The sequence below is a fragment of the Curtobacterium sp. ISL-83 genome (assembly GCF_018613895.1).
Taxonomy (GTDB): domain Bacteria; phylum Actinomycetota; class Actinomycetes; order Actinomycetales; family Microbacteriaceae; genus Curtobacterium.
Map to the genome: position 1 here is coordinate 188186 of NZ_JAGGPH010000012.1, position 18631 is coordinate 206816.

Below are 18631 nucleotides of genomic sequence, written 5' to 3' on the forward strand. Positions count from 1 at the left end.
GCGTCGAGGACGGGCGGCGGGAGCGCGTGGAGACGGGCCGGCGGTCGGTCACGAGGCGACCCGGTCCGCGGGTGGGGGCGTCTCGACCAAGAGTTGTGACACGACGCTCGTCGCGCTGACACCGTCGAACTCCGCTTCGGCGTCGAGGACCATGCGGTGCGCCAGCACCGGGATCGCGAGGGCCTTCACGTCGTCCGGCGTCACGTAGTGGCGGCCGCTCAGGGCGGCGAAGACCCGCGAGGCCCGCATGAGCCCCATCGCCCCGCGCACGCTGACGCCGAGCCGCACCTCGCTCGCCGAACGGGTCGCGTCGACCAGGCGGGCGACGTAGTCCGCGATGACCGCGTCCACGTGGACGGAGCGCGCCAACGTGGCCATCTCGGTGATCGTCGCGGCGGGCACGACGCTCGCGAGCGGGACCGAGGACGACGGCGCGGACGACGTCTCGAGGATCTTCACGGTCGCGGCGTGGTCCGGGTATCCGATGGAGGCCTTCATCAGGAAGCGGTCGAGCTGCGCCTCCGGCAGACGGTACGTGCCCGCCTGCTCGATCGGGTTCTGCGTCGCGATCACCATGAACGGAGCGGCAAGTCGGTGGGTGACACCGTCGACCGTGATCGCGGACTCCTCCATCGCCTCGAGCAACGCAGACTGCGTCTTCGGGCTCGCGCGGTTGATCTCGTCGGCGAGGACGATGTTCGCGAACACCGGCCCGCGGTGGAAGTCGAACTCCTGCGTGCGCTGGTCGTACACGCTGATGCCGGTGATGTCGCCGGGCAGCAGGTCGGGGGTGAACTGGATGCGGTTCGTGGACCCCTGGACGCTCTGGGCCATCGCGCGGGCGAGGCTCGTCTTGCCCGTGCCGGGGACGTCCTCGAGCAGCAGGTGGCCCTCGCTGAGCATCGCCGTGACCGCGAGGCGGATCACGAACGTCTTCCCGAGGAGCACCTGCTCGACGTTGGTCACGATGCGGCCGGCGACGTCGGCGAACCAGGTGGCCTGCTCCGGGGTCATGCTCATGCGGTGTCGTTCCTCGTTCTCGGGGATAGCTGTACGGATAGCGTAGGGACCGAGGGTGGGACCATCAGCCACCGGAGGGAGCCGGAGCGCCGGAGGGAGCCGGAGCGTCAGCGATCGGTTTTGATGCGGCTACGACCCCGGTGGCGCGGAGGTCCGTGCCGTCGACAGAGACCTGCGCGGTCACCGTCACCGTCGCTGCGCGGAATAGGGGCGAATCCGGCGGTGTGGGTCCGGTCCCTGTGGGGGCCCAGCTGCTGGTCAAGACGGAGGCGTTTCCGTCCGCGTCGTACCAAGTCGCTGTGTACTGCTCCACGGTGATGTCCGCGCCTGCGGGGCCACTCACCTCGAGCGGCGATTGTTGCTGCGCTTTCGTGACGGAGCCACTGGTGTCGATCGCGGCACCGGAGAACTGGGACGAGTCAGCGTCGGTGGTGCAGAAGGAGGAGCCGGGCCCGCCGCAGGCTCGGAGGACAAGCGACGACTTGACATTCCGTGCACCCGCTCCCGGAACGCCGACCCATGAAGAACCGGGAGCGAGGTCCACCGGCTCGTTCCCGGTCTCGAGCAAGAAGTGGTCGACGCGCTGGTTCGGCGCCGTGACCTGAAGGTTGAACTGCGAATTGGAGCCGTCCTGCGGGACGAGAGTGGTGACCGCGGACTGGGTGCCGCTGGGTCGCTCGTAAGTGACCGCGTTCGCGTAGGCCACGTTGCAGAAGAGCCCGTTGGAGACCGTCACCGCGTAGGTTGCCCCGCCGCCGTCCACGCCGTGATCGATGGCCGGGCTGGATGACCCAAGCGAGCCGCCCGGGTTGCTCGAGCATTCGACGTTGGACGAGCGGTAGACGTTGTAGGTCAGCGAGGGACCGCCCGCTGCGTCGGCGCCTCCCCAGGTGATTGTGACCGTCGATTTTCCGGCGTCGTCCGCCTGGTTGCCTGCGACTGCGGAGACGCTGGCGGGCTTTCCGGGCACGCCAACGGCAGTACCCGTGGCTGATGCCGAGTTCCACTGCACCACCGTGTTGTTGCGGTCAGCGCCGTTCCGAGCCGAGATCGTCACGGTGTACTGACCACCCGACTGCGCACCGGCGAACGAGGTCGACGTGGCCGTCCCGGTGTTCCGCTGCGTCGAGAGCCCCGGCCCGTTGATCGTGACGAGGTAGTTGCTCACCGGGCTGCCGTTGTTCGGCGCGTCCACCTTGTTCCAGGTCACGTCGAGCTGGTTGGGTGTCGAGCCGTTCGGGCGGACCTGGATGCCGGTCGGGGGCGCGGGTACGAAGTCGGCGCTCATGTCGGTCGACGTCGCGGAGGGCTTCGAATCGCCGACCGCGTTCGTCGCGATCACCGAGAAGCGGTAGGACGCCTTCGGGTCGAGCCCCGTGATGGTGCAGACCGTCGCCGTGCCGCAGTTCTTCGCGACACCGTTCGTGCCCGTCACCCGGTAACCCGTGATCGGCGAGTTGTTCGCCTGCGGGGTGGACCACGTGAGCGTCACCTGGCCGCCCTGGTACGAGCCCGTCCGGGTGGGCGCACCCGGTGCGTCCGGGACGTCCCGGACGGAGATCGTCACGTCGCCCCAGACGAAGCGGGCGGGGTCGTTCGTGGCGTCGGCCACCTGGTACTGCAGGTGCACGTCGATCGGCTTGGCGCTGTCGGAGGCGCGGACCTGCAGCTGTGACCTGTCCCCGCTCGGCGTCACCGTGATGCCACCGGGGAGACCGCCGCCGAGGCCGCGGATGTTCACGACCCGCAGTCGTTCGTTCGGGAACGGGTTCGTCGGCTGGTCGTTCGCGAGCACGTCGATCGTCGTGGTCTGGCCACGCGCCGCCACGCCGCTGTCCGGCGCCGGCTGGACCAGCGGCCGGGTGGACCCGACGATGCGGACGCCGACGGTGCCGGATCGTCCCTGGTTCGACGCGTCGGAGACCCCGACCCCGATGGTGGCCGACGTGCCCTTCTGCGCGCTGTCGGCGACCTGGATGGTCAGGCGCTGGCCGGAGATCGTCGCCGTGGTGCCCTGCGCGGGCTGGCTGACGATCGCGTACCGGAGTTCCGGGAGGTCCTTCGGGTACGGGTAGTCGGTCAGCTTCGCGAGGTCCACGGTACGGGCCTCACCCGGCTGCATCTCGAGCGCCGATCCGGTGAACGCGGGGGGCTGGTTCGAGCGCGGCAGGACCTTGATCGGCAGGACGAGCGTGGCGACGCGGCCCTTGCCGCCGTTCGCGCTCGACCCGTCGGTGACCTCGAAGGAGATCGACGCGTTGCCGTAGTAGAGCTTCGCGGACGTGAACTGCAGCGTCATCGGGTCGGCGACCAGGTCCTGCCCGCTGGCGTGCGTCGCCTTCACGGTGCTCTTCCCGGTGATGCGGGCGGTCTGCCCGTTCGCCGTCACCACGTACTCCGAGAGCGGGATCCGCACGAGCGACTCGCTCTTCACCGAGATGGACGGTGCGTTGCGGTTCACCTGCGGCAGGGCGTCGTCGAACCCGGGGACGTGGATGAACCCGTAGGAGACGATGTCCGGGTGGTCCTTCCGCGCGACCGAGAACGGGATCGTCTGCGACGTGTTGGTCAGGCGGACGGCGATCCGTCCGTCGTCGGTCGGTCGTGCGTTGTCCCCGTACCCGGGGACGACACCCACGGTCAGGTCGGCCGCGGTGCCCTCGGCGAAGAACACGTTGGCGAGTACGTCGACCGTGACGCTCTGCCGGTGCAGGATGTCCTGCAGGTCCAGGGTGGTGTCGTCGACCTCGGGGCGGAGGGGCTCGGCGTTCTTGTCCACCGTCACGGTGAGGAACGCGGTGCTCGCACCGCCACTGGAGTTCGCCGCCGTGTACAGCACCGCGAAGTCGCCGCTGGTCGCGGACTTCGGCGGGGTGACCCGGATCTGCTGCCCACGGAGCACCTTGGCGATGACCCCCTGGGCGGTGGGTTGTGCCTTGCTCACGGTGAGCTGGCCACCCTCCGGGTCGGAGTCGTTCTGCAGGACCCGCACCGTCACGGAGCCCCCGGGCCGGATCGTCACGTGGTCTGCCTGCGCGACCGGGTTCGACGCCTGCTCGGCCCGCGGGGCGATGCCGACGCGGATCGTGCCGGTCGCCCGGGCACCCAGCGCGTCGACCACCGTGTACGTGAACTCGTCCGTGCCGGCCGAGTAATCCCCAGCCTCGTAGGTGAGCGCGTCCGCGCCCACGTCACTGACCGATCCCTTGTCGGGGTTCGACCCCACACCGACGAGCTGCACGGAGTCGCCGTCGGGGTCGATCCCGTTGAGCGGGATCGAGACCCGCACGGACTGACCGGCGACGACCCGCGCGGTCACCGTCTGCGGGACCGGCGGGTTGTTCGTGGCAGCGTCCTTCTCACGGACCGAGATGGAGACGGCGGCGTCCGCGTACTGGCCGTCCGGACCCGCGACCCGGTAGACCGCGGTGTAGCTGCCCGGGGTCTTGGGCGCGAGGTAGCGGAGGTGGTCACCGGACGCGAACAGCAGACCGCCGTCCCCGGGCACGTTCTGCACCAGGTCGGGCAGCAGCGTCAGGGGTTCGCCCTCGGGCTGGGTGTCGTTGGCGAGCACGTCGATGTTCGCCACGTCGCCGACGCGGACCGTCGCGGTGTCCGGCTGCGCGACGGGAGGCTGGATGCGGTCCGGCCTCGGGATCTCGATGACGGTGATGGTCCCGGTCGCCTGCGCCAACCCGTTGGTCTCGGTGTACCCGAAGGACACGGCCCCGGCGAGGGGCGCCGTCAACGTCACGCGGACGGTGTGCTGGTCGAGGACGGTCGCCTGGACGCCGGAGGCGCGGTCAGGCCCGTCGAGCGCCGTCACGAGCAGGACCCCGCCGGCCGGGTCGATGTCCGTGGCCGTGACGTCGGTGTCCTTGGTCGACAGCGTGTTGACGAACACGGTCTTCGGGGTCGTGATCGGCGCCGTGGAGGCGTCCGGGGGCGCGAGGATCGTGACGCGGACGATCCCGCTGGACGTCTTCGTGCCGTCGGTCACCGTGTACACGAGCTGGTGGTCCCCCGCGCCGACCCCCTGCACGCGGAAGGTCCCGGCGTCGTAGCTCGGGGTGACGGTGAGGCCGCTCGTCGAGGACACGCTCGTGAGCGTCACGGTCCCGTTGCCACCGCGGACGTGGTCGAGCGGTGCCACGCTGAACGCCTTGCCGGCGTAGCCCCGCACGGGGAACGGGTCGGCGGAGAGCGGCACGCTGCCCTGCTTGGCCACGCGCACGGTGACCGAACCGCGGCCGTCGGCCCGGCCGTCGCTCACCACGAGCTGCACGGACCGGTCGCCCGTGCGGCCGCTCGCGTTCCGGAAGTCGAGCAGCCCGTCGGGCGTCGTCGAGACCCGGTCGCCGTCGCCCGCGGACGCCGACTTCAGGTACACCGGGTCTCCGTCGGGATCGACCCAGTCCCCCAGCACGTTCGTGACGACGTGCCCGTTCTGCACCACGTCGGCCGAGGTGTCCCTGACCTGCCGTGGCGGCTCGTTCTCCGACAGTGGTCGCACGGAGACACGCACCGTCGCGGTGTCGGAGCCGCCGTTGCCGTCCGTGATCGTGTAAGGGAACGTGACCGTCCCGCTGGCTCTCGGAGCGAGCGTGATCTGCAGCCGTTGTCCGTCGTCGACGACCGCGACACGGCCGACCGACTTGTCGAGGGTCCCGACGTCGGAGACGACGATCGGGTCGCCGTTCGGGTCGTAGTCGTTGAGCAGGACCGGGAGGCTCGTGGTGCGTCCCGGACGCGCCCCGAGGTCGTCGTCGACCGCGACGGGGGGCTTCTGGTTCTTGTCGATCTGCGGGTGGTTGTCGGACACCTGCTCGCGCCGCTGATCCTGGTCCTTCTTGATCAGGTCGGACCAGTTGTCGATGAGCTGCCCGCTCCGCCCGACGGCCCACGACTTCCCGCTCCGGGCGTCGTTCGCGACGACGGTGTCGCCGTTGTGCAGGATCTGCAGGTCGCCGCTGCCCGCGGCGCCCTGCAGCTGCTGCAGAGCCCGGCCGTCGCACGTGTTGATCGCCTGTCCGCCGGCCCAGGCGGCGTACGTGCACGAGCCGAGGACGACGGGACGGGAGGCGCGGCCCGAGACCGCCAACGCGGTCGCGTCGACCGATCCGGACGCCGAGACCCTCGCGAGGCCGGCCGTCCCGGCGACGACGACGGTGCTCGAGGCATCGTCGGACCGTTGGAGGGACGGGGACGCACCGACGCGGTCCCCGAGGTCGACGGTGCTCCCGTCCACCGACAGGGCTCCGTTCGTGCGGTCGAGCACGGCGACGTGCCCGCCGAACGTCGCGACCTGGAAGTCGTCGCCGCGGGTCATCCGCACCGTCCACCGCTGCTGCACGGACGGAGTCGAGCGGACGTCGACGAGCGACGCGGTCGCCGTCTTGGGCGAGTAGACGGCGACGTGGCCGTCCGAGGCGTCGAACACGGCGTCGGCGCCGAGCGTGAGGTCGGCCTTCGTCGATGCGTCGAAGTCGGCCAGGTGCGCGGCCGGGGTGGCCCACAGCTCGCCGGTGTCGGCGTTGCCGATCACGGCCGTGGCGCCCGCGAAGAACACGTGCGGCGTCCCCGCCGGCAGGGTGACCGCGTCGCCGATCTTCGCCGCGACGACGTCGACCTTGGCGACGGTCCCCTTGGTCTCGTCGACGCTGTACACCGTCGAACCGCGCTGCAGCACGGAGAGTGCGTCGCTCGCCGTCTCGACGGCGGTGTTGAGCTGGAGGACGCCGGTGTTCGCGCGGCCGACGGCTCCGTACTGGGTGGACGGGACCCAGACGGTGCCGTCCCCCAGGTCGACGCGCTGCGTGTGGTACCCGGTCGACACGACCGCGGCCGTCGCCACGACCGCCCCGACGAGCACGGAGGCCGCGACCGTGATCGACGCCGACCGGTACTTGGCGAGGAGACCGCGGATCACCGGCCGCCGCCGATCGTCGCGCACTCCCGCGCGCTCGCGACGCCCGTCTTCCCGTCGCGGTTGACCGCCACGGAGATGCACTGCTCGTCGCCCTTCGACCCGGTCACGACGAACGTCGACCCGGTCTGCTGGCTGGCCGCTCCGTTCGAGGAGACCACGTAGGTGTCACCAGCGCGGAGCCCGGGGTCCGACCACCGGAACGTCACCGACCCGGCGGCCGACGTCGACCGGACGTCGGCGACGACGGGGATGGAACCGTTGCCGAGTCGGCCGACCACGATGACCGTGGCGATGACGAGTGCGGCGACCACGACCACGGCGAGCGTCGTCGCCCAGACCAGCGTGGAACGGGTCTTCCGGCGGGCCCGGGTCACGGACCCCGTCCGGTGCACCGTACCCACGCTCTGCGCTCCCCCGGCCATCACCCCGCCCTGCACGGCCTTCCGGGTACGACGTCGCGCGCCGACACGGGTCGGCGGCTGCAGCTCGCGGATCATCGTCCGGTCACCAGCCGGGGTCGGGGTCGCGATCGCCCAGGACTCGACCGCGACGTCAGCGGCCGTCTGCGGGATGCCGAGCTCGGCTTCCACCTGCTGGAACCCGCGGACGAGCTCGAGCACCGTCGCCGGTCGTCCGGCGGGCTTGCGGTTCATCGCCGTGGCGAGCAGCCGTTCGAGCGACGGCGGGACGTCCGTCCGGCCGGTCGGCTTCACGCCGCCCTTGTCGATCCGTGCCATCAGGTCGGCGGCACCGTTCTTGCCGCCGCGGACCTCGAACGGACTCCGTCCGGCCAGGAGCGAGTACACCGTGGCGGCGAGCGAGTAGACCTCCGACTGGATGGTGCCGCGGGACTCGTCGATCAGGACCTCGGGTGCCGACCACGGGATCGACATGCCGATCGGCTCGTCCGGGTCGGACCCGCCGATCGTGGCGGCGATGCCGAAGTCGGAGAGGACGGGGTTGCCGTACGCGGTGAGCAGGATGTTCGAGGGCTTGATGTCCCGGTGCAGGACGCCTTCGCGGTGGGCGGTCTCGAGCGCCGCACCGATCCGGATGCCCGTCGACAGGGCCTCGGACACCGGGATGGGTTCACGTCGGTACCGGTCGCTGAGCGAGGACGAGCAGAGTTCCATCACGAGGTAGGGGCGGCCGTCCGCCGCGACGCTCGCCTGGAAGACCGTGAGGATCGAGGGGTGCGTGCTGAGTCGCGCCATCAGGTTCGCCTCGGCCTGGAACATCTGCCGCACGTGGTCGTCGACCACTTCGTCGAGCAGGACCTTCACGGCCACCTGGCGCCGTGGCATGTCCTGCTCGTAGAGGAAGACGTCGGCGAACCCGCCGGAGCCGAGGACGTGCACGGGACTGAACCCGGCGATGACGGGCGGGTCGGACGGCAGGCGTCGCGCCATGGTCCCCTCCTCCCCGGCCCGGAGGCCGTCTCTCCGTCGTCGCGGCCATGTCATTCTACGAACCGCTCCCGACCGACATTCCGTACGCAGGTGCGCGCGGGATGACGGTGATCCCCCAGTTCGGGGGTGGATCAGTGGCGTGGCAGCGTGTCCTCGACGTCGCCGTCGGACGGCGCTGCGTCGACCTGCAGCACGACGACGGTCACGTTGTCCCGCCCACCGGCGACGACGGCGTCACCGACCAGTCGCTCGGCGAGGGCCTGGGCGTCCGTCACGCGAGCGGAGATGCGCGCGATGCCGGCGTCGCCGAGTTCCTTCGTGAGGCCGTCGGAGCAGACGATGTAGCGGTCACCGGCACGGAGCGGAAGGGTCCACCAGTCCGGCTCCGGTGGTTCGCCGAACCCGACGGCACGGGTGATCACGTTGCTGTCCGGGTGCCGCTCGGCGTCCTCGGCACGGAGCAGCCCGGCATCGACCATCTCCTGCACGACCGAGTGGTCCACGGTGACGCGGCGGAGTGTCCCGTCGACGACCCGGTACGTCCGGGAGTCACCGACGTTGAACACCAGGGCCGCGGGCTGCCCGTGCGCGGCGACGAGGGCGATGCCGGTGACGGTCGTACCGGCACCGATCGCGTTGCCGCCCGCGGCGCGCTCGATGTCCGCCGTGGCGAGCAGGAGCGCACGCTGGATGCCCTGACGCGTGGTGAAGGGCTGACCCGTCACCTGCTCGAGCCGTCGGACCACCGCGTCGCTCGCGCGGTCGCCCGCCAGGTGTCCACCCATGCCGTCCGCGACGACGAAGAACGGCGGACTCACGACGTAGCTGTCCTCGTTGTGGTCACGCCGTCGACCGATGTCGGTGGCGGCTCCCCACGAGAGCGTGAGGGTGGCGCCGTCGGCACCGGGGACGTCGATCGCGTGCGCAGACGCTGCTCGGCCGAGTTCGGTCACGGTTCAGGATCGCTCTCTGGGGGTCGGTGGCGGACCGGAGTGGTCAGCGCGTCTCGGGTGGGGCCGACGGGTGGTCCGTCGGGACGACGGGCACCTGGTTCCCCGGGGCGGGGAACGGTGGGAGACCGTTCCCGTCCGCTGCGACCCGGAGGTGCGGCGACAGGATCTCGATGACGTTGCCATCCCCGATCTCGACCACCGTACCCGTCAGGGCCACGATCGACGCACCGGAGGGCATCCGCCACGGGGCACCGGCCGCCGGGCGGACGACCGTGCCGTTGGTGGACCGCAGGTCCTCGACCACCGCGGCCTCGCCGGAGGCGTGCAGGCGCACGTGCGACGAGGAGACCTGTCCGGAGCGCGAGGGCACCGTCACGAGCTCCGTCCCGTCGCCCGTCGCGATCCGCGGGGCGGACGGTCGGCGTCCGACGACGACCGGCCGGTCCAGCCGCAGAACGCGGTCCCCCACCCGGATGGAGGGGATCCGCTGCCGGACGGCGGTCGGGAGGCCCGGGGGCACGTCCGCGATGTCCGCCACCGACGACGCGGGACGGCGGGGCGCACGGACCACCGTGTCGTCGACCGAGCCGACCGAGCCGACTGAACCGACCGAGTCGGCCACGCCGACGGCATCGGCGGCGGGGCCGCCGGCGTCCGCGCGCGGCCGAGGGCGGAGGACCGTGTCGCCGTCCGGCCCGTCGTCCGGCTGGCTCGACGGGCGACTGGGCGGACGGATGACGGTGTCACCGAACGGGTCGTCGTCGAGCGTGGCGGCCGGGTCAGCACCGAGCGGCGCGGCCGGGTCAGCACCGAGCGCACCGGCCGAGCGGGGTCGGGCACGACGGATGACGGTGTCGTCGCCGTCGCCGTCGTCGCCGTTGCTGTCGTCCCGCACCGATCCCCTCCCTTGCATGATCGAGACCACCGTAGACGATCGGCTCCGCCAGGGGTCACCGCCGCTCCCACGTCGGAGCGCTGCGCGCGAGCACGGAACGGAGCACGAGCCCCGCGAGCGGATCGTCCGCGCGTGTCTCGAGCGCGTACCGGGCCCTCGTCTCCGCCCGAGCGCTGGAGCCGAGCGCCCACGCACACCACGCGCCGATCGACAGTGCGCCGGCAGCACCGACCGTGGTGTCGGGCGCGGGGTCGTCGGTGCGCCAGAACTGCCAAGCGGCCGTCGCTCGCTCGCCCGCGCGCCGCAGGCGATCGCGGTCGGGTTCCGGCCCGACACCCTGGAGTCCGGCCGGCATCGGGTCGGAGAACGGGTCGAAGCTCCGGACCGCGCGCGGATCGGGTGACCCGGGCGCGGCCAAGAACTCCACGATGGCAAGCCGGGTCGCGAGCGCGGCGGACGCGGTGAGCACGGCGATGGCGGCGGCCGGCCGCAGCGCTGCCGGGTCGGCGGCGACCAGCGCCGCACACGCGGCGGGGAGGGTGACGGCGGCCGCGATCTCGCGAGGGAAACGGACTGCTGCATCCGGGACGGATCGTGTCGTGAGGGGGATCATGCACGCCATCGAAGCCGGTGCCGCGCCTCCAGACCGGACCTGCCGGTGGATCTGTGCACAGCGGGCGCCCGCCGGGGACCTGTGGAGGAGCCGACGTGAGCCGGTCAGACCGCGAGCGGCTCCAGGCTCTCGGCCACGAGGTCCCACCCGCCGTCCGCGCGTTCGAACACGACGCCGTTCGCAGCGGCCCAGTCGACGAGCTCGTCCATCGACTCGACGCTCGCGGACGTCCGCCCGAGGAGCGCCACGAGTCGCCCCTTCGCCGTCTTGTTCCAGTGGTTGAGCGCCTTCCGCCGGCCGGAGCCGTCGACGCTCACGACGCGAGGCGCGATGGCACCCGTGACCGGACCGAGTTGCCGGTACCCCTCTGATCGGAGATCGAGCACGAGTCCCTCCGGCAGGGACGCGAGCGCCCGCGCAGCGGGGCCTGGCCAATGCGAGCCGAGGCGCACGGTACCCAGGCGCGAGTCGTGCGAGAGCCGGTACGCCGGGATCGGGTCACCGGCACCGATCGGCCCGAACATCGCCGACTGCACGATCACGTGGCCGAACCACCACGAACGCGTCCCGTCGTCCGCCTGTTGCGCGTCGAGCGGGTCGTACAGCACGCCGGTGTAGCGGTCGATCGCGGCCATAGTGCCCGACGTGTCGAGCTCGAGGTTCCGGAGGCGTTCCGCGATCGACTTCGGGCCGAGCTTCAGCGCCGCCCTGGCAGAGGACTCCTCGGAACTGACGGAACGGGCCGCGGTGATCACCGCGGCCCGTTCAGCAGCCAGTTCCGGGAAGGAGAGCGCTCGCAGATCGAGCGTGCGCTCCGGGTCCCCGCCCTCCCGCTTCGTCTCGGACGGCGGGAGGAGGACGGTCAGTCCGGTCAGGAGGCAAGCGCGGCCTGCCGCGCCACGATCGTGACCGTGTCGTGCTCGACGGAGAGGAAGCCGTCCTCCGCGTCGACCGCGACGGTCGAGCCGTCGGCCCGCGTGATGCGGACCTGACCCTGGGCGAGGATCGCGAGCATCGGCTCGTGCCCTGCCAGGATGCCGATCTGGCCCTCCGTCGTGCGTGCGACGACCATGGTGGTGTCGCCCGACCAGACCTCGCGGTCAGCCGAGACGACACTCACGGTGAGACCCGCCATGTCAGCGGTTCTCCTTCTGGATCTGTGCCCACTTCTCTTCGACGTCGTTGATGCCACCGACGTTGAAGAAGGCCTGCGTGGCCACGTGGTCGAACTCACCGTCGGCGATCGCGCGGAAGGACTCGATCGTGTCCTTCAGCGGCACCGTGGAGCCCTCGACGCCCGTGAACTTCTTGGCCATGTAGGTGTTCTGCGAGAGGAACTGCTGGATCCGACGAGCGCGCTCGACCGTGATCTTGTCCTCTTCGGAGAGCTCGTCGACACCGAGGATGGCGATGATCTCCTGCAGTTCCTTGTTCTTCTGGAGGATCTGCTTGACGCGCGTCGCGGTCTCGTAGTGGTCGGCGCCCAGGTACCGGGGGTCCATGATCCGCGACGTGGAGGTCAGCGGGTCGATGGCCGGGTAGAGGCCCTGTGACGCGATCTCACGGGAGAGCTCGGTCGTGGCGTCGAGGTGCGCGAACGTGGTCGCCGGCGCCGGGTCGGTGTAGTCGTCAGCCGGCACGTAGATCGCCTGCAGAGAGGTGATCGAGTGGCCACGCGTCGAGGTGATGCGCTCCTGGAGCACACCCATCTCGTCGGCGAGGTTCGGCTGGTACCCCACGGCGGACGGCATGCGGCCGAGGAGCGTCGAGACCTCGGAACCGGCCTGCGTGAAGCGGAAGATGTTGTCGATGAAGAGGAGCACGTCCTGCTTCTGGACGTCGCGGAAGTACTCCGCCATCGTCAGCGCCGACAGGGCGACCCGGAGGCGCGTCCCCGGCGGCTCGTCCATCTGGCCGAACACGAGGGCCGTCTTGTCGAAGACCCCTGCCTCTTCCATCTCACCGATGAGGTCGTTGCCCTCACGGGTGCGCTCGCCGACACCGGCGAACACCGAGACACCACCGTGGTCCTGCGCGACGCGCTGGATCATCTCCTGGATGAGGACGGTCTTGCCGACGCCCGCTCCACCGAAGAGGCCGATCTTGCCACCCTGCACGTACGGCGTCAGGAGGTCGATCGACTTGATGCCGGTCTCGAACATGGTGGTCTTCGACTCGAGCTGGTCGAAGGCCGGGGCCTTGCGGTGGATCGGCCAGCGCTCGGTGATCTCCACCTTCTCGTCGGTGTTGAGGATGTTCCCCAGCACGTCGAAGACCTTGCCCTTGGTGACGTCACCGACGGGGACCGAGATCGGAGCGCCCGAGTCACGGACCTCCTGGCCACGGACCAGACCGTCGGTCGGCTTGAGGGAGATGGCGCGGACGAGGTCGTCGCCGAGGTGCTGCGCGACCTCGAGACCGATCTCCTGCGACGAGTCACCGATGGTGATCGTCGTGAACAGGAGGTTGTACATCTCGGGGATGGCGTCGTGCGGGAACTCGATGTCGACCACGGGGCCCGTGACACGGGCGATCCGGCCGACACCGGGCGCCGACGACGTCTCGACCGCGGTGATGGCGGTGTCGGTCATGGCTGGTGCCTTCCTGAGGGGGTTGTGTCCGCGGGCTTCGCGGACGACTACTTCTTCTTCGACGAGAGGGCGTCGGCGCCGCCGACGATCTCGGAGATCTGCTGGGTGATCTCGGCCTGTCGAGCGTTGTTCGCGAGTCGCGTGAAGTCGCGGATGAGCGTGTCGGCGTTGTCGCTCGCCGCCTTCATCGCCTTCTGCCGTGCGGCGTGCTCGGAAGCAGCCGACTGGAGCATGGCGTTGAAGATGCGGCTCTCGATGTACACCGGGAGCAGCGAGTCGAGCACCGCATCGGCGTCCGGCTCGAACTCGTACAGCGGCAACGGCTCGTCGTTCGACGGCGCATCGACGCCCTCGACGACCTCGAGGGGCAGCAGGCGGACGACCTGCGGCTCCTGCGTGGCCATGCTCAGGAAGCGGTTGAAGACGATGTGGATCTCGTCCACGCCGCCCTCGGCCGTGTCCTGGAGGAACTTCGCCACGACGGCGTCGCCGATCTCCTTGGCGGTGGAGAACTCCGGCTGGTCGGTGTTCCCGACCCACTGGCGTTCCGAGTCGCGCTCACGGAAGGCGAAGTACCCGACGGACTTGCGTCCGACCAGGTAGTACACGACGTCCTTGCCCTCGCTGCGGAGCAGGGAGGCGAGCTCCTCGCCCTGCTTGAGGACGTTCGTGGAGAACGCACCGTTCAGTCCGCGGTCCGAGGTGAACAGGACGACGGCCGCACGGGTCGACGACTCCGGCTCGGTGGTCAGCACGTGGTCGACGTTCGAGAACGTCGCCACGGCCGACACCGCACGCGTCACCGCACGCGAGTACGGACCCGACGCAGCCATGCGGGCCTGCGCCTTCTGGATCCGCGACGCCGAGATCAGCTCCATCGCGCGTGTGACCTTCTTGGTGGTCTTCGCGGACTTGATTCGCTGCCGGTAGACCCGGACCTGTGCTGCCATCTAGCGACGACCCTTGACGATCTGCTCCTGGTCGACGTCCTCGGCGGACGCGGACTCGAACTGCTCCGAACCGAGCGTCTTGCCGTCGCTCGTCTGGAAGCCCTTCTTGAACTCGTCGATCTGCTTCGACATCTCGGCGACGGTCTCGTCGCTGAGCTGGTTCGTCTCACGCAGCGTGTTCAGGACCTCGGAGTTGCGACGGAGGTGCTCGAGGAGCTCGCCCTCGAAGCGCAGCACGTCGGCCACGGGGACCTCGTCCAGCTTGCCGTTCGTGCCGGCCCAGATCGAGACGACCTGCTCCTCGACGGGGTACGGCGAGTACTGCGGCTGCTTGAGGAGCTCGGTCAGGCGGGCACCGCGCTCGAGCTGCCGGCGCGACGCCTGGTCGAGGTCGGACGCGAACATCGCGAACGCCTCGAGCGAGCGGTACTGCGCGAGCTCGAGCTTCAGCGTGCCGGAGACCTTCTTGATCGACTTGACCTGCGCGTCACCGCCGACGCGGGACACCGAGATGCCGACGTCGACCGCGGGGCGCTGGTTCGCGTTGAACAGGTCCGACTGCAGGAAGATCTGGCCGTCGGTGATCGAGATCACGTTGGTCGGGATGTACGCCGAGACGTCGTTCGCCTTGGTCTCGATGATCGGGAGGCCCGTCATCGATCCGGCGCCGAGCTCGTCGTTCAGCTTCGCGCAACGCTCCAGCAGACGGGAGTGCAGGTAGAAGACGTCGCCCGGGTAGGCCTCGCGCCCCGGCGGACGACGCAGGAGGAGCGACACCGCACGGTAGGCCTCGGCCTGCTTCGACAGGTCATCGAAGACGATGAGGACGTGCTTGCCCTGGTACATCCAGTGCTGGCCGATGGCCGAACCGGTGTACGGGGCGAGGTACTTGAAGCCGGCCGGGTCCGAGGCGGGAGCCGCGACGATCGTCGTGTACTCCATCGCACCGGCGTCCTCGAGCGCACCACGGACGGAGGCGATCGTGGAGCCCTTCTGACCGATGGCGACGTAGATGCAGCGGACCTGCTTGTTCTCGTCGCCGGAGTCCCAGTTGGCCTTCTGGTTGATGATCGTGTCGATCGCGATCGCCGTCTTGCCTGTCTGGCGGTCACCGATGATCAGCTGACGCTGGCCGCGGCCGATCGGGATCATCGCGTCGATGGCCTTGATGCCGGTCTGCAGCGGCTCGTGGACCGACTTGCGCGCCATGACGCCGGGAGCCTGGAGCTCGAGGGCACGGCGCCCTTCCGAAGCGATCTCGCCGAGACCGTCGATCGGGACGCCGAGCGGGTCGACGACGCGACCGAGGAAGGCGTCGCCGACGGGGACCGAGAGGACCTCGCCGGTGCGGGTGACTTCCTGGCCTTCTTCGACACCGGCGAACTCGCCGAGGACGATGGCGCCGATCTGGTCTTCGTCGAGGTTCTGGGCCAGGCCGAGCGTGCCGTCCGCGAAGCGGATGAGCTCGTTGGCCATGACGCCGGGAAGACCTTCGACGTGGGCGATGCCGTCACCGGCGTCGGTGACGTGCCCGACCTCGGCCGTGGAGGCCTTCGTCGGCTCGTAGTTCGAGACGAAGTCCTTCAGGGCATCACGGATCTCATCGGGGCTGATGGTGATGTCTGCCATGGGATTTTCCTTGCTTGATTCCGGGGCCCTGCGGCTCCGAGAGGGTGATGCTGCCTGACTCGGCAGATCCCGTTGTGGACTTGGGTGTGTCGGCTTCGAACGTACGCTCAGCCGGCGAGCTGGAGCCGGAGCTCCGCGAGACGCGTGGCAACGGTGCCGTCGATGACGTCGCCGCCGATCTGCACCCGGACCCCGCCGACGACCTGCGGGTCGACCACGTGGTTGATGCTGATGTCCTTGCCGTAGCGCTCGGCGAGGCCCCGGGCGACCCGGGCTTCCTGGCCGACGGAGAGCGGGCTCGCCGTGACGACCGTCGCGACGAGCTTCCCCGCCTGGTCGGCCACGATGCGCGAGGCTTCCCGGACGAGTTCGCCGATCCGACGACCACGCGGCTGCTGCACGAGCGACGAGACGATCGTCACGGTCTGCTGCGACGCCTTGGAGCCGAGCAGCCGCTCGACGAGCGCGCCCTTCTCCGACGGGCTGCCGAGCTTCGTGCCGAGCGCGAGCTCGAGGTTCGCGTCCGAGCGGACCGCCGTCTCGAAGGCGAAGAGCTCCGCCTCGATCGGGCTGTCCGGACCCGTGGTGGCGGCGACGGCGCGGATGCCCGCGTCCTCGATGCCGGCGAGCAGGTCGCCTTGCGAGGACCAGCGCGAACCGGCCACCGCGACGAGGACCGCACGGGTCGCTTCCGACTGTGCGCCGAACACGCGGTCGATCAGGACCTTCTTGCCGACGGCGTCCGCCGTCGGGTCGGAGAGCAGCCCGAGCAGCTGCGGCGCACCGGCGATCGCACGCCCTGCGGCGAGGATCTCGGCACCGACGGCCAGGTCAGCGCTGGCACCGAGGTCGGCCAGCACCGCCCTGGTGGACGTCAGTGCTTCTCTGGTCGCGCTGCGCATGCTCAGTGCTCCCCCGCCGACGATGCCTGCGATGCTTCGAGGTCCGCCAGGAAGCGGTCCACGACGGCGGTCGACTTGGCGTCGTCCTTGAGGGACTCCCCGATCACGCCGGACGCGAGGTCGAGTGCGAGCGTGCCGACCTCGGCACGGAGCGACTGGAGCGCGCTCTGGCGCTCGGCCTCGATCTGCGCCTGGGCGTTGGCGGTGATGCGCGCTGCATCGGCCTGCGCCTGCTCACGGACCTCGTTGCCGATCGCGGTCGCGTCGGCACGGGCCTGCTCCCGGATGCGCGAGGCTTCGGTGCGGGCCTCGGCGAGCTGCTTGTTGTACTCGTCGAGCGCAGCCGCGGCCTGCTCCTGAGCAGCCTCGGCCTTCTTGATGCCACCTTCGATGGCCTCGGTGCGCTCATCGAGCATCTTCGTGATGCGCGGCGTGACGACACGCCAGAACACCAGGAAGATGAGGACGAAGGCCACCGCGGACCACACGATGTCGTACACCGGCGGGATCAGCGGATTGGGCGTTGCCTCCGCCGCGATGATGAGTGCGTTCTGCATCAAGAGGCCTTACTTGGTGAAGATGAAGTACGTCGCGATACCGATGAAGGCGAGAGCCTCGGTGAAGGCGATACCGATGTACATGAGCGTCGTCAGACGGCCCTGGAGCTCCGGCTGGCGAGCGACGGACTCGATCGTCTTGCCGACGACGATGCCCACGCCGATGGCCGGGCCGATCGCGGCGAGGCCGTAGCCCACCGTCGCGATGTTGCCGTTGATTGCCGCGAGAACGGTCGTTGCGTCCACGTGTTTTCCTTTCAGATGCGGCCCGGCGGATGCCGTGCCGTAATGGGGGTCAGTACCGGTCGGTGGTCAGTGCTCGTCAGCCAGCGCGAGCTGGATGTACACAGCGGTCAGCAGCATGAAGACGTACGCCTGCAGCAGCCCGACCAGGATCTCGAAGAAGCTGAACGCGATTCCGAAGGCGAGGGTCCCGACGCCGAAGGCCTTGAAGCCGAACGATGCGTCGAAGAGGAAGAACTGCGTGGCCGAGAAGAACAGGACGAGCAGCAGGTGCCCGACGACCATGTTCATCAGGAGTCGCAGCGTCAGGGTGACCGGACGGAGGACGAACGTCGAGACGAGCTCGATCGGCGTCACGATGATGTAGAGCGGCCACGGCACACCGGGCGGGAAGAGCGCGTTCCGGAGGAACGTGCCCGGGTGCTTCCGCAGTCCCGCGTAGATGAAGGCGACGTACGCGATCACCGCGAGGACGAGCGGCATCGCGATGCGGCTCGTGCCGGCGAGGTTCATGCCCGGGATGAGGCCCGTGAGGTTCATGAAGAGCACGCCGAAGAAGATCGAGGCCAGCAGCGGCAGGAACCGCTTGCCGTCCTTCTCCCCCAGGTTGTCGAACGTGTTGCGACGGACGACGTCGAACGCGTACTCGACGAACGCCTGCCCGCGGTTCGGGACGAGCTTCAGCGCCCGGGTCCCCGCGAACGCGAAGATCATGAGGACGAAGACCGCGATGAAGCGGATGATGACGACACGATCGATCTCGAACGGCGTCCCGGCGAAGAAGATCGCACCCGGGAAGAACTCGTTGATCGACGGACCATGGAACTCGGCGGCCTTGCTGCTCCCCGCAGCCACGGAGTTACCCGCGGCGGCGAGGGACAGGGGAAGAGCGTGGGATAGCAGCGCTGTCTCCTGTGTCGGCGCGCGCCCGCATGGCACG

The 18631-nt window shown here is 69.8% G+C and carries 15 protein-coding genes; all 15 read right to left on the reverse strand.

The features are described 5' to 3' along the window. Window positions 1-48: 48 nt before the first annotated feature. Entirely contained in the window at window positions 49-1020 is a 972-nt protein-coding gene (locus J7E22_RS12275; RefSeq protein WP_214982007.1) for a MoxR family ATPase, read from the reverse strand. Between the two features lie 64 nt (window positions 1021-1084). Continuing rightward, window positions 1085-6949: an Ig-like domain-containing protein gene (locus J7E22_RS12280; RefSeq protein ID WP_214982008.1), complete on the reverse strand. Its 5865-nt coding sequence runs from the start codon at window positions 6947-6949 to the stop codon at window positions 1085-1087. Further along, window positions 6946-8358: a serine/threonine-protein kinase gene (locus J7E22_RS12285; RefSeq protein ID WP_214982009.1), complete on the reverse strand. Its 1413-nt coding sequence runs from the start codon at window positions 8356-8358 to the stop codon at window positions 6946-6948. The genes J7E22_RS12280 and J7E22_RS12285 overlap by 4 nt, the downstream gene beginning before the upstream one ends. Window positions 8359-8489: 131 nt before the next feature. Further along, window positions 8490-9311 (reverse strand): PP2C family serine/threonine-protein phosphatase, encoded by an 822-nt coding sequence (locus J7E22_RS12290; protein WP_214982010.1) that lies wholly within the window; start codon window positions 9309-9311, stop codon window positions 8490-8492. A gap of 43 nt (window positions 9312-9354) precedes the next feature. Continuing rightward, the gene (locus J7E22_RS12295; RefSeq protein ID WP_214982011.1) at window positions 9355-10224 is read right to left on the reverse strand and encodes an FHA domain-containing protein; all 870 of its coding nucleotides are present in this window, start codon (window positions 10222-10224) and stop codon (window positions 9355-9357) included. Window positions 10225-10261: 37 nt separating this feature from the next. Next, entirely contained in the window at window positions 10262-10819 is a 558-nt protein-coding gene (locus J7E22_RS12300) for a hypothetical protein (RefSeq protein ID WP_214982012.1), read from the reverse strand. 104 nt (window positions 10820-10923) lie between these two features. Further along, complete coding sequence (locus J7E22_RS12305) at window positions 10924-11694, reverse strand: peroxide stress protein YaaA (protein ID WP_308159245.1); 771 nt, start codon at window positions 11692-11694, stop codon at window positions 10924-10926. After that, window positions 11691-11954, reverse strand: coding sequence for a F0F1 ATP synthase subunit epsilon (locus tag J7E22_RS12310; RefSeq protein WP_110902146.1), 264 nt, complete (start codon window positions 11952-11954; stop codon window positions 11691-11693). Before J7E22_RS12310 ends, J7E22_RS12305 begins: the two co-directional genes overlap by 4 nt. A gap of 1 nt (window position 11955) precedes the next feature. Further along, window positions 11956-13410, reverse strand: a complete 1455-nt coding sequence (gene atpD, locus J7E22_RS12315; protein WP_214982013.1) for a F0F1 ATP synthase subunit beta — start codon at window positions 13408-13410, stop codon at window positions 11956-11958. Window positions 13411-13457: 47 nt separating this feature from the next. Then, complete coding sequence (locus J7E22_RS12320; RefSeq protein ID WP_214982014.1) at window positions 13458-14360, reverse strand: F0F1 ATP synthase subunit gamma; 903 nt, start codon at window positions 14358-14360, stop codon at window positions 13458-13460. After that, complete coding sequence (atpA, locus tag J7E22_RS12325; protein WP_214982015.1) at window positions 14361-15989, reverse strand: F0F1 ATP synthase subunit alpha; 1629 nt, start codon at window positions 15987-15989, stop codon at window positions 14361-14363. Between the two features lie 107 nt (window positions 15990-16096). Beyond that, a complete protein-coding gene (locus J7E22_RS12330; protein WP_214982016.1) occupies window positions 16097-16891 on the reverse strand; it encodes a F0F1 ATP synthase subunit delta in 795 nt (264 codons plus the stop codon). 2 nt (window positions 16892-16893) lie between these two features. Next, window positions 16894-17448 carry a F0F1 ATP synthase subunit B gene (locus tag J7E22_RS12335; protein ID WP_214982017.1) on the reverse strand — a complete coding sequence of 185 codons (555 nt, stop codon included), beginning with the start codon at window positions 17446-17448 and terminating at the stop codon, window positions 16894-16896. A gap of 9 nt (window positions 17449-17457) precedes the next feature. Further along, complete coding sequence (atpE, locus tag J7E22_RS12340; protein WP_214982018.1) at window positions 17458-17694, reverse strand: ATP synthase F0 subunit C; 237 nt, start codon at window positions 17692-17694, stop codon at window positions 17458-17460. Window positions 17695-17760: 66 nt separating this feature from the next. After that, entirely contained in the window at window positions 17761-18546 is a 786-nt protein-coding gene (atpB, locus tag J7E22_RS12345; protein WP_308159238.1) for a F0F1 ATP synthase subunit A, read from the reverse strand. Between the last annotated feature and the right edge of the window lie 85 nt (window positions 18547-18631).

Coding starts and splice junctions, on each gene's coding strand:
- J7E22_RS12275 (WP_214982007.1), bottom strand. CDS start 1,020: ATGAGCATGACCCCGGAGCAGGCCACCTGGTTCGCCGACGTCGCCGGC.
- J7E22_RS12285 (WP_214982009.1), bottom strand. CDS start 8,358: ATGGCGCGACGCCTGCCGTCCGACCCGCCCGTCATCGCCGGGTTCAGT.
- J7E22_RS12295 (WP_214982011.1), bottom strand. CDS start 10,224: ATGCAAGGGAGGGGATCGGTGCGGGACGACAGCAACGGCGACGACGGC.
- J7E22_RS12300 (WP_214982012.1), bottom strand. CDS start 10,819: ATGATCCCCCTCACGACACGATCCGTCCCGGATGCAGCAGTCCGTTTC.
- J7E22_RS12310 (WP_110902146.1), bottom strand. CDS start 11,954: ATGGCGGGTCTCACCGTGAGTGTCGTCTCGGCTGACCGCGAGGTCTGG.
- atpD (WP_214982013.1), bottom strand. CDS start 13,410: ATGACCGACACCGCCATCACCGCGGTCGAGACGTCGTCGGCGCCCGGT.
- J7E22_RS12320 (WP_214982014.1), bottom strand. CDS start 14,360: ATGGCAGCACAGGTCCGGGTCTACCGGCAGCGAATCAAGTCCGCGAAG.
- atpA (WP_214982015.1), bottom strand. CDS start 15,989: ATGGCAGACATCACCATCAGCCCCGATGAGATCCGTGATGCCCTGAAG.
- J7E22_RS12330 (WP_214982016.1), bottom strand. CDS start 16,891: ATGCGCAGCGCGACCAGAGAAGCACTGACGTCCACCAGGGCGGTGCTG.
- J7E22_RS12335 (WP_214982017.1), bottom strand. CDS start 17,448: ATGCAGAACGCACTCATCATCGCGGCGGAGGCAACGCCCAATCCGCTG.